15 protein-coding genes are annotated in these 13,052 nt (G+C 68.8%); 11 read left to right on the top strand and 4 right to left on the bottom strand.

Features of this window, described 5'->3' with window-relative positions:
• Window positions 1–82: 82 nt before the first annotated feature.
• The 6 genes from ACZ3HV_RS27795 (at window position 83) to ligD (ending at window position 4,386) form a co-directional block, all read left to right on the top strand.
• On the top strand, window positions 83–403 hold the full coding sequence (locus ACZ3HV_RS27795) for an ArsR/SmtB family transcription factor (RefSeq protein ID WP_360376654.1): 321 nt from the start codon (window positions 83–85) through the stop codon (window positions 401–403).
• Window positions 400–948: an SRPBCC domain-containing protein gene (locus ACZ3HV_RS27790; protein WP_465688186.1), complete on the top strand. Its 549-nt coding sequence runs from the start codon at window positions 400–402 to the stop codon at window positions 946–948. The genes ACZ3HV_RS27795 and ACZ3HV_RS27790 overlap by 4 nt, the downstream gene beginning before the upstream one ends.
• Window positions 876–1,238: an acetylxylan esterase gene (locus ACZ3HV_RS27785; protein ID WP_465688357.1), complete on the top strand. Its 363-nt coding sequence runs from the start codon at window positions 876–878 to the stop codon at window positions 1,236–1,238. The genes ACZ3HV_RS27790 and ACZ3HV_RS27785 overlap by 73 nt, the downstream gene beginning before the upstream one ends.
• On the top strand, window positions 1,235–2,083 hold the full coding sequence (locus ACZ3HV_RS27780) for an acetylxylan esterase (protein WP_465688184.1): 849 nt from the start codon (window positions 1,235–1,237) through the stop codon (window positions 2,081–2,083). Before ACZ3HV_RS27785 ends, ACZ3HV_RS27780 begins: the two co-directional genes overlap by 4 nt.
• A 143-nt stretch (window positions 2,084–2,226) precedes the next feature.
• Window positions 2,227–3,381, top strand: a complete 1,155-nt coding sequence (locus ACZ3HV_RS27775; protein ID WP_465688182.1) for a hypothetical protein — start codon at window positions 2,227–2,229, stop codon at window positions 3,379–3,381.
• A gap of 24 nt (window positions 3,382–3,405) precedes the next feature.
• On the top strand, window positions 3,406–4,386 hold the full coding sequence (gene ligD, locus ACZ3HV_RS27770) for a non-homologous end-joining DNA ligase (protein ID WP_465688180.1): 981 nt from the start codon (window positions 3,406–3,408) through the stop codon (window positions 4,384–4,386).
• Between the two features lie 3 nt (window positions 4,387–4,389).
• Here ligD and ACZ3HV_RS27765 read toward each other — a convergent pair whose 3' ends face one another.
• A complete protein-coding gene (locus ACZ3HV_RS27765; RefSeq protein WP_465688178.1) occupies window positions 4,390–6,270 on the bottom strand; it encodes a hypothetical protein in 1,881 nt (626 codons plus the stop codon).
• Between the two features lie 72 nt (window positions 6,271–6,342).
• Complete coding sequence (locus tag ACZ3HV_RS27760) at window positions 6,343–6,699, bottom strand: hypothetical protein (RefSeq protein WP_465688176.1); 357 nt, start codon at window positions 6,697–6,699, stop codon at window positions 6,343–6,345.
• Window positions 6,700–6,800: 101 nt separating this feature from the next.
• Here ACZ3HV_RS27760 and ACZ3HV_RS27755 point away from each other — a divergent pair, with 101 nt between their 5' ends.
• Window positions 6,801–7,160, top strand: coding sequence for a hypothetical protein (locus ACZ3HV_RS27755; protein WP_465688174.1), 360 nt, complete (start codon window positions 6,801–6,803; stop codon window positions 7,158–7,160).
• Window positions 7,161–7,205: 45 nt separating this feature from the next.
• On the opposite strand, the gene ACZ3HV_RS27750 is transcribed toward ACZ3HV_RS27755, so the two are convergent.
• The gene (locus ACZ3HV_RS27750; RefSeq protein ID WP_465688172.1) at window positions 7,206–7,778 is read right to left on the bottom strand and encodes a TetR/AcrR family transcriptional regulator; all 573 of its coding nucleotides are present in this window, start codon (window positions 7,776–7,778) and stop codon (window positions 7,206–7,208) included.
• 118 nt (window positions 7,779–7,896) lie between these two features.
• Here ACZ3HV_RS27750 and ACZ3HV_RS27745 point away from each other — a divergent pair, with 118 nt between their 5' ends.
• Complete coding sequence (locus tag ACZ3HV_RS27745; protein ID WP_465688170.1) at window positions 7,897–8,826, top strand: alpha/beta hydrolase; 930 nt, start codon at window positions 7,897–7,899, stop codon at window positions 8,824–8,826.
• On the opposite strand, the gene mug is transcribed toward ACZ3HV_RS27745, so the two are convergent.
• On the bottom strand, window positions 8,819–9,373 hold the full coding sequence (mug, locus tag ACZ3HV_RS27740) for a G/U mismatch-specific DNA glycosylase (RefSeq protein WP_465688168.1): 555 nt from the start codon (window positions 9,371–9,373) through the stop codon (window positions 8,819–8,821). The two genes, ACZ3HV_RS27745 and mug, sit on opposite strands and share 8 nt — an antisense overlap.
• A gap of 133 nt (window positions 9,374–9,506) precedes the next feature.
• Between mug and ACZ3HV_RS27735 the strand changes: the two genes are divergently transcribed.
• The 3 genes from ACZ3HV_RS27735 to ACZ3HV_RS27725 are packed head-to-tail and all read left to right on the top strand — an operon-like array spanning window position 9,507 to window position 12,952.
• A complete protein-coding gene (locus ACZ3HV_RS27735; protein WP_465688166.1) occupies window positions 9,507–10,223 on the top strand; it encodes a Clp protease N-terminal domain-containing protein in 717 nt (238 codons plus the stop codon).
• Between the two features lie 9 nt (window positions 10,224–10,232).
• Window positions 10,233–11,510, top strand: coding sequence for a serine hydrolase domain-containing protein (locus tag ACZ3HV_RS27730; protein WP_465688164.1), 1,278 nt, complete (start codon window positions 10,233–10,235; stop codon window positions 11,508–11,510).
• A gap of 44 nt (window positions 11,511–11,554) precedes the next feature.
• Window positions 11,555–12,952, top strand: coding sequence for an ATP-binding protein (locus tag ACZ3HV_RS27725; protein ID WP_465688162.1), 1,398 nt, complete (start codon window positions 11,555–11,557; stop codon window positions 12,950–12,952).
• The last annotated feature ends 100 nt before the right edge of the window (window positions 12,953–13,052 follow it).

Genomic DNA, 13,052 nt, shown 5'->3' with positions numbered 1-13,052 from the left:
AGGCCCCCACCACGCGGACGAGGCCCCCGTTTGCGGCTTATGTACCTTGACGGTTACGTACACCAGTGGTTACCTTCGAGGGGTGGAAGCTGTTTTGCGGGCGTTGGCTGATGACGGGCGACGGACCTTGGTAGAGGCCTTGGCTTCGGGGCCGGCCACGGCGGGGGAGTTGGCGGCGCTGTTGCCGATTGCGCGGCCCGGGGTTTCGCGGCATCTGCGGGTGTTGCGGGAGGCGGGGCTGGTGGAGAGTCGGCAGGAGGCGCAGCGGCGGGTGTACAGCTTGCGGTCCGAGCCGTTCGCCGAGCTCGACGAATGGCTGGGGCGTTATCGCAGTCTCTGGGAGCAGCGGCTGGACGCCCTCCACACCGAGATCGCCAGAGGCAAGCGAGGGAGTAACAGATGACGAGCAATGCGGGTCCGGGCAGTCGCGTCCTGGGGCGCCTGGGAGTGGCCGACGGTACGGGTGTCGTACGCGTCCAGGACCGGTACGACACCGACATCGACGATCTGTGGTCGTCGATCACCGACCCCGAGCGACTGGCCCGGTGGTACGGCAAGGTCGAAGGTGACCTGCGCCCCGGTGGGGCTTTCACCGTGTACCTCGAGTCCGCCGACCTGGAGAGCGTCGGGCGCGTCGAAACCTGCGAACCACCGCGGCAACTCCAGGTCACCACTAGGGAGTCGGACGAGTCCGCCCAACGAGGCAACGGCCCGCAACCCTTCGAGCAAACCATCGAAGCCACACTCACCGCCGCCGGCCCGCACACCGTCCTGACCATCGAGATCCACGGCCTGCCCCTCGACAAGATCGAGTACTACGGCGCCGGCTGGCAGATCCACGCCGAGAACCTCGCCGCCTACCTCACCCACCAGGAATCCACCAACACCGAGTCCCGCTGGTCCGAACTCGTCACCACCTACCAACAGCTGGCCTCCACCATCCGCTGAACCGAAGAACCACGACCGGCCCCGAACCGCCCGACCGGGTTCGGGAGTCGGTCGCGTACTACGACGGGCTCAACTTCGCGCCGAAGGTGCAGGCGCCGACGTTGCTGTATCTCGGGCTCGAGGACGACGTGTGTCCACCGGAGACCGGGTTCGCGCTGCATCGGGTGCTGACGTGTGAGAAGACGTTGCACACGTACCCGAACTGCGCACATCACGCCGGACTGCCCGGAGTGATGCGGATCGTGGAGGACTTCCTTGCCGAACACCTCAAGCCGGGACGGTGCCGATGAACTTCGCTGACTACTGGGCGGCGGTCGACGAGGAGCTGGCCGCGATTCCTGGTCGGCCCGTGCTCGACCTGGTGCCGCAACGGGTCACGGCCGAGGCGACGAGCTACACCGTCCGGCTCACCAGCACCGGGCCGTACCGGGTGTTCGGGCATCTCAGCATTCCCACCGGTGACGGCCCGTTTCCCGCGCTGCTGCAGACGCCGCGCTACGGGAGCGTCAACCACGTCCCTCATCCGAACGACCGCAGCCGGTACGTCGTACTCGGCCTGATGCACCGTGGTCAGCGGCTGGCCGACGAAGGGTTCTCGGCGGCGTATCCGGGATTGTTGACGATGGGCATCGATGATCCGGCGTCGTACATCTATCGCGGGATCGCGGCGGACTGCTTGCGGGCGGCCGAGTTCTTGATGAGCCTGTCGGAGGTGGATCCTGCGCGCGTGGCCGTGAGTGGGGACGACCTGGCGGTGCTGACCGCGGCGCAGCGGCCTGGGTTCAGCTCGGTCCGGGTGACGGAGTTGCTGTTCTACCGGGCGATGGAGGCGCGGTTGAGGTCCAGTCACTACCCGCTCGAGGAGCTCAACGACTACCTGCGCGCCGGTTCCTCCCCGGAGATTGTTGACAATACGATTGCGTACTTCGATCCCGCCCGGCACGCGCCCGCGGTCACCGGCCGGGCGTTGGTCGCCGTCGATGATCCCGATTGGTGTGCGTCGCTGATCGAGGCCCTGCCGGCCGCGGACGTCTATCAGCTGACCCACCTCGACGTCACGGACAACGACTTCCTCGACGCCTGGCTGGCCAAACTCTCCGGCGTCCCACCCCTCTCGAGGTTCATCACCACATGACCACCCCAGCCGGGGAGGCTTTGGCGGGACCACCCCAGCCCGGGAGGCTTTCGGCGGGACCACACCAGCCCGGGAGGCTTTCGGCATGACCACCTCACCCCGGAGGCTTTCGGCATGATCACTGCAGCCCGGAGGTGTCCGGTATGACCAATCCGTTCGGGGTGCGTTCTGTCATCAACGCATCCGCCACGTTGACCGTGCTCGGTGGGTCGCTGATGCCGCCGCCGGCGCTGAAGGCGATGGCCGACGCGGCCGCGCACTTCGTCGACCTTCCCGAACTGCACGACCGTGTCGGCGAACGCTTGGCCGAGCTCACCCACAACGAGGCGGCCTGCGTGACGTCCGGCGCCGCCGCGGCGATCACCCTCACCGTCGCGTCGTGCATCGGCGAGCCGGCGCAGGCGTTCCCGACCGACGCCGAGGTGGTGATGTTCGCCGGCCAACGCAACGGGTACGACTACTCCGCCCGCATCACGGGTGCGCGCATCGTGGAGATCGGTCCGTCGATGGCCGAGCTGCAGGAGGCGCTGGTACGACGTCCCGCGTGCGTACTGTGGTTCGCCGGAGCCCACCTGGCCACCGGCGCACTGCCGATCGAGGACGTCGTCCGAGCCGCCCGCGAACTCGACCCACAGGCCCCCAACAGCTCGGCCGCCAACAGTCCGGCCGCCAACAGTCCGGCCTCCGCTGGGCCGGCGGGGGTGCCGGTGATTGTTGATGCGGCTGCTCAGATTCCGCCGGTTTCTTCGCTGTGGCGATTTACTCGTGATGTCGGGGCGGATGCGGTGATCTTCAGTGGCGGGAAGGGGCTGCGTGGACCGCAGGCCAGTGGGTTGGTGCTGGGGAAGCAGTGGATTGTCGACAGGTGCCGGGCCCATGCGTCGCCGTACCAGGAGATCGGGCGCGGGATGAAGGTCGGCAAGGAAGAACTCCTCGCGTTGCTCGCCGCGGTCGAGTGGACGCTCGAGCAGGACGAGGAGGCCGTCATCGCGGGCTACGAGCAGATTGTCGACAGGTGGATTGTCGGTCTCAGCGGGTTGCCGGGCGTGGTGGTCGAGCGCCGGTATCCGAGTGAGGCGGGCCAACCGCACGGGCGTGCCATCGTCCGATTGTCGACAACCTGCAAATGGACAAGGGATGCGCTCGTACAGGCGTTGTGGGACGGGGATCCGCGGATCGCGGTCGGCACGTTCCGCGTACCCGACGACTCGATCGCGCTCAACCCGCAGACGCTTGAACCCGGAGAGGACGTAGTGGTTCTCGATGCCCTGGCCAGGTTGCTGAGCCGTGTCTCGTGAACCTGTACGGCCTAAGCTCTGGGGATGGCGAGCAAGCCGGATGAGACGCGTGACGGGGTTGACCTGACCAACCTGGACCAGCCGCTGTTCGACGGGGCGGACGCGACCAAGCGGGATCTGGTCGACTACCTGGACGCGGTGCACGAGCGGATCCTGCTCGAGTTGCGGAACCGGCCGCTGTCGGTGATCCGGATTCGGCCGGGGCAGCCGGCGTTCATGCAGAAGAACGTGCCCAAGTACACGCCTGACTGGGTGAAGACCGTGCCGGTGTGGGCGGAGGCGTCCAAGCGGGAGGTGTCGTACGCGTTGTGCGACGACCGGCGGACGTTGCTGTGGTTCGCGAACCAGCGTGCTGTGGAGTACCACCCGACGCTGGTGCGCGCCGACCGTTGGGACCACGTCACGCATCTCGTGCTGGACCTCGACCCGCCTGAAGGTGACGAGACGTTCTCGAAGGCGGTGCAGGCGGCGTTCCTGGTTCGGCAGGCGCTGACCGACGCCGGGTTGACGGGTGCGGTCAAGACCAGTGGCGCGAAGGGCGTGCACGTCATCGTTCCGATCGCCGACTCGATGACGACGGAGGACGCCGCGACCGCGACCCGTGCGATCGCGGCCCGAGCTGAGCGGATCGACCCGGACGTGGCGACCACGGCGTACATCAAGGAGGACCGGCACGGGAAGGTCTTCGTCGACTCGACGCGCTCCGGTGGCGCGACGGTCGTTGCCGCCTATAGTCCGCGTGTCAGGCCTGGTACGCCGGTGTCGTTCCCGGTCGGGTGGGACGACCTGGACCGCGTCACGCCGCGCGACTTCACCGTCCGCACAGCAGTCGACCAACTAGGCGATGCTGACCGCTGGGCCGACCAACTCCCAGCACCCCAAACCCTCCCCGAAGACCTCCTCGAGGAAGGCCGAGGCATCCCCATCGCCCGCGTAATAGCCATGCACGAAGGCAAACGCCGCAAACGAGCCCGCGAAGCCGCCGAACACCCCAAGCCGGAATAAGTCCTAGCTCTCGGCAGCAGTGGTTAGGTCGAGGGCGCGTTGGCGGATGTCCGGGTGTGGGTGGTTGCGTAGGGCATGTAGTTGGTGGCGCCATTCGCGGGGCCAGCCGGCGCGGGGGGCTGCGGCTGCGATGAGGGCGTGGGCCAGGAGGCCGGAGGTTAGGTCGGTGGCTTGGGTCAGTGGGGTGGCGACGGCCAGGAAGGTTGGCGGAGTCCAGGCCGGCTCGGTTGCTGCGAGGCGGTTGCGGACGATCTCGGCGGCGGTCAGGGCGGCGAGCGGGCGATTGTCGACAATCTGACGCAACTCGGTCAGTTCGGCTGCGAGGCGCGAGGTCTGCAGAGCGGTGATCAGGAGTTCCAGGCGGAGCTGGAGGAAGTCTGGGCCGGTCAGCTCGGAAGGGATCGGCTTGAGGACTTGGCGGGTCTGTTCCGATCGGCCGGTCAGTTGGGTCGACAGGCGGCGTACCAGGAGGGTCAGGCGTTGGCGGGCGGGGTGGTCGCGGTCTGCGGTGGCGTTTGGCAGGTGCGGATCGTCCTCGAGGCGGACCAGCGATCGGACCACGTCGATCAGGTCGTCCAGGCCGTCGGGCGGGTTGGTGGCCACGATACCGACGAGTGCGGTGACGGCGTCGGACCAGATGGCGCTTCGGTTCGTCAGATCGGTGATGAAGTCGCCGCAGACGCGGGCCGCGGCGCGGTTGTAGCGGGCCCACTGCCGCAGTGCGAGCAGGGACGGCCCGACGACTTCCGGCTCGCTCCGGGTCGTGACCGCGATCAACAGGTCCGCATACCGCGATCGGTAGGCGGTCGGCACGGCGTACGCGCGTCGCTCGGTCAGGACGATGGCCGTCGCTGCCGAGTCGTGGACGGCCTGCTCCAGCACCGCCCACGCGGCCGCGTCGTACAGCAGGTACTGCGACACCGTGCTGGCGATCGTTGCCCGGACATCCCGATGCGCAGTCGGCCAGGCCTCGGTCAGGATGGCGCCGGCGCCCGGTGCGCGCAGCTCTCCGAGTAGCCGGACTGCCTCCTTCCGGGAGGTCACTTTGGCGCCGTCCCCGGTCAGCAGCGGCTGCAGCAGGCGAGGCAGCAGACTCGGCCGGACATACCGTGCCGCGCGGGAGGCGGCGTACATCGCGACTCTCGCGCGATCGTCACCGGCGTGCGCGAGCAGCAACGGCAGAGCGAGGTCCGGCCGATCGGTCCACGCCAGCCCGGCGAGCGCGGCCTCCTGAAGCAGGACATCGTCACTATCGAGGAACTGTTGCAGAACAGCCCCAGGTATGTGTCCCAACGCCTTGACGGCCGAAGCCCGGTACCACTCGGGCATCCGTTCGTCACGGGCAGCACCGACGAGAAGCTCGGCATACCGCGCCTGCTGGCGAGGGAGCCAAACCCGTACGGCGTAGTCCGGCACGTCCCAGGCCGGGCTGTTCCGGTCGAAGCGGCGGATCTGGTCCGCAGCGGCGAACACCGGGTCGAGAAGGTCGGTGTGGATCTCAGTGACCACCCACCAGACCGGATGCCAACGAGCCAGCCGGACATCGCGGTCGATGATCCCCGCAGTCCGGTCGTGACGCGTCCGCGGCGGATCCAGCCAGTACCTGCAGGCCTGCTGAACCGTGTTCTCCTGGTTCGACCAGACAGCCTGCTCGAGCAGCTCGTGCAGATGAGTCAGGGACCAGCCCCGGCGACCAAACGCGGCGGCCACGGCGAAGGCCAGCCCGAACTCGTTGCGCTTGGCCGCAGCCTCGATGGACGGCCGGAGTACGTCGTACACCTCGGTCTCACGGCCTCGGCGGAGACCGTCGATCAGTCCGTACAGGCTGAGCGAGCCGCGGTTCTCGGACAGCCGCGCGTGCGCCTGCAAACCCCAGTCCAGCAACGCGGATCGGTTGCCCAGGGCACCTTGTACGACGGCATGCTCGGCCAGCGTGGTGAGCGCCCGCCTGGTCGCTCACGAAGTGTCCCGCGCCTCCAGAGCGTCGGTGAGCAAAGCTTGCAGCTGATCGACATGCTCGTCACCGAGCAGCGACCGAGGTACGGCGGTCAACGCATCGAGCACCGCCACCCGGACGCCGTCGCGGTCGTTGCGAACGCGCTCCGCCGCCCAGGTCAGGGCACTCGCCAGCTGGTCGCTCCGCCGTGACCGCCCCGCCGCGCGAATCACCGCGCGATAGACACCGGCCCGGTAGTCCGCGTCCGGTCGTCGTACCTCGGACTCGAGTGCCGCGAAGGCCTCGTCGTACGGCAGCTGAGCCAGCACCCGCCAGCGGTGGAGCGTGTCCTCCGCGACGGTCGGGAGGTCGAGCATCCGCCTGGCCTGCTCGTGCCGCGTCGCACGCGGGAGGACGTCGAGCAGTTCCTCGGAGCTTCGAGCAGGCCGTCCGCGGCTTCGTCGCCCCAGCGGGCTCGGTGCTCGTCGATGAGGCGGGTGGCGAGGTGCTCGCGCCGCGTCCGCCGTACCAGCGAGACGAGTTTGGTCCGCAGTGCCGCGGGTGCGTCGTCGTACAGGATCCGGAGGTCGTCGTCGGACACGGGTACACCGCGGGACACGGCGGCCAGTGCTCGGCTCTGGACCGCCGGCTCGGGGTCGCGCAGCATCCTGGTGACGTACGACGTCTCGCGCGCGGCCTCGGCGATCTGGAGACCGAGCGTCCGCTCGAACGCGCCGCCCCGGCCCAACTCGTCGAGAAGCCCGGTCAGTTGTTGCGCCCGGCCACCGAGCAGCCGCGCCCGTTGCCCGTACGAGAGACCGTCGATCGACCGCAGTAGCTCACTCGCACGCATGGGCCAATCCTGCCGACCCCCGGTGTCAGGTCAGGACGGCAGGGTGGCGTCCAGCAGCAGCCCGGCGGCCTCGCGGGCGCGGATCGCGGGGTCGGGGGAGCCGGAGATCGCGGCGCGGGTGATCGCGCCTTCGCTGAGCAGGATGAGGTGGTCGGCCAACCGGTCGGGATCGGTCGCGTTGGCCTCCGCGGCGAGCTTGATCAGCGCCTGCCGGAAGCCTTCCTTGTGCTGCAGCGCCATCTCGGCGACCCTCGGCGAGACGGACCCGAGCTCGCCGAACGCGTTGATGAACGCGCAGCCACGGTAGTCGCGCTGGCTCGACCAGGTGTAGAGGAAGTCGAACACTGCCAGGATCCGCTCGCGCGGGTCGGTCTTCGCGTCGACGTGGTCGGCGAGCATCGTCTGCCAGAGAATCTCGCGGCGGTCGAGGTAGGCCTCGATCAGCTTGTCCTTGGACGGGAAGAGTTGGTACAGGCGCTTCAGCGACACCCCGGACGCCGAACGGATCGCGTCCATCCCGACCGCCTGCACACCGCGCTCGTAGAACAGCGCGTCGGCCGCGTCGAGCACCTGCTGCTGTGCCGTCGCCGTGTCCAGAGCCATCTGTTCCTCCCGCGTGACCCGCGCCACCTTGCGCGGAGAACCATCGTTCTCCTAGAGTACAGGACATTGGTGAGAACGTGCGTTCTCTCCATCGAAAATCCACCCAGAGGAGATCGTCATGACCGTGCTCGAGCCCGCCGCCCAGGCCTTCGCCGACGCCACCGCCAAGCCGCCGTACCTGTTCCAGTTGACCCCGGAGGAAGGCCGCAAGGCGGTCGACGAGGTGCAGACCACCGACTACCCGAAGCTCCCGGTCGACGAGGAGTGGGTGACCGCCGCCGACGGCACCAAGGCCCGCATCGTGAAGCCCCAGGGCGCCACCGGTGTGCTGCCCGTTATCCTCTACATCCACGGCGCGGGCTGGGTGTTCGGCAACGCGCACACGCACGACCGGCTGGTCCGTGAGCTCGCGGTCGGCGCGGGTGCGGCCGTTGTGTTCCCGGAGTACGACCTCTCGCCGGAGGTCCGGTACCCGCACGCGCTCGAGCAGAACTACGCGGTGGCGCGCTGGATCATTGCCTCGGGCAAGGATCATGGCTTGGACGCGGAGCGGCTCGCGATCGCCGGCGACTCGGTCGGCGGGAACATGACCGCGGCGGTGACGCTGCTCGCCAAGGAGCGGGGCGACGTGAAGTTCGTCCAGCAGGTGCTGTTCTACCCGGTCACCGACGCCTCGTTCGACACCGACTCGTACAAGCAGTTCGCCGAGGGCTACTTCCTCATGCGGGACGGCATGAAGTGGTTCTGGGACCAGTACACGACCGACGAGAACGAGCGGAACCAGATCACCGCGTCCCCGCTGCGCGCGACCACCGAGCAGCTGACGGGCCTGCCCCCGGCGCTGGTGATCACGGGCGCGGCCGACGTACTGCGTGACGAGGGTGAGGCGTACGCCGCCAAGCTGCTCGAGGCCGGCGTTCCGACGACCGCCGTACGGTTCGCCGCGATCATCCACGACTTCGTGATGCTGGACGCGCTCCGCGAAACCCACGCGGCGGGTGCGGCTATCGAGCTGGCCATCTCGACGTTGCGGAAGGCCCTCAACTGACCTGCGCGAGTTCGGCGAACGCGGCGGCCAGCTTCGGCAGTGTGTAGTGGGCGTTGAGGCCACTCGGGTTCGGCAGGATCCAGACCCGGGTGGTGCCGATCAGCCGCTCCTGCCGCCCGATCTGGGCCGTCCGTTCGCCGAAAGCATCCCGGTACGCCGTGACGCCGACGACGGCAAGCCATTCGGGCCGATAGTGGAGCACCTTCTTCACCAGGTTCTCCCCGCCGGCCAGGTACTCCGCCCGGGTGAGCTCGTCGGCTCGCGCGGACGGGCGGTCGACGACGTTGGTGATCCCGAGCCGGTAGGTCAGCAGCTCAGCCTGCTCGGCCGGTTGCAACTGCCGCGGCGTGAACCCGCTGAGGTGCAGCGCTGGCCAGAACCGATTCCCCGGTCGGGCGAAGTGGTGCCCGGTCGCCGCGGACATCAGCCCGGGGTTGATCCCGGAGAACAGCACGCGCAATCTGTCGTCGATCACATCCGGCAGGGGTTGCACGCGCCACACCGTACCGAAGAACGGGTAGTGGTCGTCACGCTCGGCCGACTCCACGCCTGCAGCGCTCCTGCGGAGGCCGGCCGGAGCCGACCACTACCCGTCCTTCGGTACAACCACCAGGGGGCGGAGGCTGACGCCGTCAACCCAGGGTTGACGGCGAATGGATCGTCAACCTAAGGTTGACGGCATGACTCCTGGACCGGATCTGCAGCAGCTCATCGACATCATCAAGGCCGACGCGGGGACCGACGACGAGCTCGAGCAGCTCGCGACCGCGGCGACGACGATCAGTGAACTGACCGGCACGAGTGACGCGGCGCTCGGGTTCTTCGTGGATCGGGCCCGCGGCGCGGGGAAGTCGTGGGTCGAGATCAGCGCGGTGCTCGGGGTGAGCAAGCAGGCCGCGCACAAGCGGTTCGCCGACTCCTGGACGACGAAGCCCGCCTTCAATCGGTACACCCAGCGCGCGATGGCCGTGGTGAAGGCCGCGGCGGACGTCGCCGGCGCGGACAACCACGACTACATCGGCACCGAGCATCTGCTGCTCGCGTTCTTCACCCAGCCCGAATCGCTGGCCACGAAGGCGCTGCTCCAGCACGGCCTCACCGAAGAGAGCGTCCGCGCGGCAGTCCACGAGGTCAATCCCGCCGAGGAGCCGACAGACCCGCCGAAGATGCTCGACGCCGCGCGACCTCCATTCACCCGGCGGACCGCGCACGTACTGCAAGGAGCCGTGGGGGAGGCTCTGACGCTCGGCCACAACTATGTCGGCACCGAGCACCTGCTGCTCGCGTTCTACCGGGATCAGGGTGGCCTGGCGACGAAGATCCTGCTGGCGCAGGGCTTCGACGAGAACGCCGCCTGGACCGCCCTCCGTGCATTGCTCGAGGAGGCCACGAAGTAGGTTGGCCGCATGCCTGACTGGTCTGCGCGGTTGAGTGAACTGGCGGTGGCGGGGGAGGTTCCCGGAGCGGTGCTCGGGATCTGGCACGACGGTGAGACGACGATCGCGCCGTACGGCGTTCTGAACGCCGGGACCGGGGTCGAGACCACCGCCGACTCGCTGTTCCAGATCGGCTCGGTGACCAAGCCGTGGACCGCCACGATGATCGTCCAGCTCGCCGCCGAGGGCCGGCTGACGCTCGATGATCCGGTGGTGAAACTGTTGCCCGAGGCGCCGATCGATCCGCGGGTCACGGTGCGTCACCTGCTCACCCACACCAGCGGCATCGACGGCGACGTGTTCACCGACACCGGCCGCGGTGACGACTGCGTCGAGCGGTACGTCGCTCTCCTCGCCGACGTCGACCGTCTCTTCGATCCCGGTACGGCGTACTCCTACTGCAACGCCGGATTCGTGCTGCTCGGCCGGATCATCGAGGTCCTCGACGGCCGCACCTGGGACGAGTCGCTCAAGGCCCGCCTGGTCGAGCCGCTCGGCCTGACGAAGACGGTCACCCTCCCGGAGGAAGCGATCCTGCACCGCGCCGCGCTCGGTCACCTTGCCAGTGACAGCACCCCGGTGAAGACGTGGCAATTGCCCCGCAGTATCGGTCCGGCCGGCCTGATCACGGCGAGTGCGAGCGACGTTCTCGAGTTCGCCCGGATGCACCTGACCGACGACCGCTACGCCGCGATGCAGGAGCCGCAGGTCCCGTACGCGGGTGGCATCGGCGGCTTCAACGACCTCGGCCTGGCCTGGCGGATCTACGACTGGGACGGCCGCCGCCTGTTCGGTCACGACGGTACGACGATCTCGCAGCAGGCGTTCCTGCGGATCGACCCTGAGGCCCGGCTGATCATGTGCCTGCTGACCAACTCCGGCAACGGTACGACGCTGTTCGAGCCGCTGGCCACCGAGGTCTTCACCCACTTCACCGGTGTCGCTCACCCGGCTCCACCGCAGCCGATCGACGCCCCGATCGACGACCGCCACGTCGGCCGCTTCGAACGGGCCAACGTGCGGCTGGACGTCGTACGCCGGGAGGGCCGCCTGGTCATGATCTACCAGGCGACGGGCGACCGGCTGACGTTCACCGACCAGCCGTCGCACGAGTACGAGCTGCGCCCGACGGAGCCTGCCGACGGCGACCATTTCGTCACCCGGGAGGCGCCGACGCACCCGTGGATCCCGGTCACCTTCACTCCGGCCCACGTCTTCACGTCGGGCCGCGTCACGCCCAGGGTCTGAAATACCGCGGGCGTTGCTGGGGAGACCGAGCTAACGTCTTCAGGGTGACTAGTGCACCTGCTGAACTTCCCCGTAAGGCCGGTGACCTCCGGGCCGCCGGATATCTCCCTCGGTCGATCAAGGCCGAACTTCGTGACAACCTCCTGACAGAGCTCCGGGCCGGGCGTGATCCCTGGCCCGGCATCGTCGGATTCACCCGGACGGTGATTCCGCAACTCGAACGAGCCCTGCTCGCGGGCCACGACGTCGTCCTGCTGGGTGAGCGTGGTCAGGGCAAGACCCGGCTGCTGCGCACCCTGGTCGGCCTGCTGGACGAGTGGACCCCCGTGATCGAAGGGGCCGAGCTCCCCGAACACCCGCTCGACCCGATCACCCCCGCCTCGCGCCGCCGCGCCGCCGAGCTGGGCGACGACCTGCCGGTCGCGTGGCTGCACCGCAGCCTGCGGTACGCCGAGAAGCTCGCGACCCCGGACACCTCGGTCGGCGACCTGATCGGTGACGTGGACCCGGTGAAGGTGGCCGAGGGCCGCAGCCTCGGTGACCCGGAAACCATCCACTTCGGTCTGGTCCCGCGGGCGCACCGCGGCATCGTGGCGATCAACGAGCTGCCTGACCTGGCCGAGCGGATCCAGGTCGCGCTGCTCAACGTGATGGAGGAGCGCGACATCCAGGTCCGTGGGTACACGCTGCGGCTGCCGCTCGACGTGTTGCTGGTGGCAACGGCCAACCCGGAGGACTACACCAACCGCGGCCGGATCATCACGCCGCTGAAGGACCGGTTCGGGGCGGAGGTCCGGACTCACTACCCGCTCGACATCGATGCCGAGGTGGACGTGATCCGGCAGGAGGCCGAGTTCACCGCCGAGGTGGGCGAGCCGCTGCTGGAGGTGCTGGCCCGGTTCGTCCGGCATCTGCGGGAGTCGACCGCTATCGACCAGCGCTCGGGCGTGTCGGCCCGGTTCGCGGTCGCCGCGGCCGAGACGATCGCCGCCGCCGCGTTGCGCCGCAGCGCGATCACCGGTGAGGAGCCGGCCGTCGCGCGTCCGGTCGACCTCGAGGCCGTGCCCGCTGTGCTGCGCGGCAAGCTCGAGTTCGAGCCCGGCGAGGAAGGGCGCGAGATCGAACTGCTCGAGTACCTGCTGCGCCGCTCGGTCGCGGACACAGCGCGGGAGCGGTTCGCCGGCCTCGACCTCAGCCCGCTCGCCCACGCGATTGCCGATGGCAACCTTGTGACGACCGGCGAGCGGGTGCCCGGCCGCGACGTACTCGCGGCGTTGCCCGAGCTGCCCGTGCTCCACGACGTCGCGGCCCGCGCCGGCGTCGAGCCGGACGAGTCGCCGGGCCGGATCGCCGCCGCGGTCGAGCTCGCCCTGGAGGCGCTCTACCTGTCCAAACGAGTCGCCAAGGACGCCGACGACGACACCACCATCTACGGGGTCTGACATGGCAATGTTGAATGCCGCGCCTCCGGCGCGGGGGGCATGGGGCTTTGACTCCCGGCCTTCCCTCCTCGCTCCGGTCGCTGCGCTCCCTGCGCTCCTC

Source organism: Kribbella sp. NPDC020701 (assembly GCF_055562215.1).
Note: the sequence above shows the minus strand (reverse complement) of the source record. Positions and strands in the feature narration are given on the sequence as shown.

Bases quoted from the DNA above. Each gene is read 5' to 3' on its own strand.
- ACZ3HV_RS27790 (WP_465688186.1), top strand. From the start codon at position 400: ATGACGAGCAATGCGGGTCCGGGCAGTCGCGTCCTGGGGCGCCTGGGA.
- ACZ3HV_RS27780 (WP_465688184.1), top strand. From the start codon at position 1,235: ATGAACTTCGCTGACTACTGGGCGGCGGTCGACGAGGAGCTGGCCGCG.
- ACZ3HV_RS27775 (WP_465688182.1), top strand. From the start codon at position 2,227: ATGACCAATCCGTTCGGGGTGCGTTCTGTCATCAACGCATCCGCCACG.
- ligD (WP_465688180.1), top strand. From the start codon at position 3,406: ATGGCGAGCAAGCCGGATGAGACGCGTGACGGGGTTGACCTGACCAAC.
- ACZ3HV_RS27760 (WP_465688176.1), bottom strand. From the start codon at position 6,699: ATGCTCGACCTCCCGACCGTCGCGGAGGACACGCTCCACCGCTGGCGG.
- ACZ3HV_RS27750 (WP_465688172.1), bottom strand. From the start codon at position 7,778: ATGGCTCTGGACACGGCGACGGCACAGCAGCAGGTGCTCGACGCGGCC.
- ACZ3HV_RS27745 (WP_465688170.1), top strand. From the start codon at position 7,897: ATGACCGTGCTCGAGCCCGCCGCCCAGGCCTTCGCCGACGCCACCGCC.
- ACZ3HV_RS27735 (WP_465688166.1), top strand. From the start codon at position 9,507: ATGACTCCTGGACCGGATCTGCAGCAGCTCATCGACATCATCAAGGCC.
- ACZ3HV_RS27730 (WP_465688164.1), top strand. From the start codon at position 10,233: ATGCCTGACTGGTCTGCGCGGTTGAGTGAACTGGCGGTGGCGGGGGAG.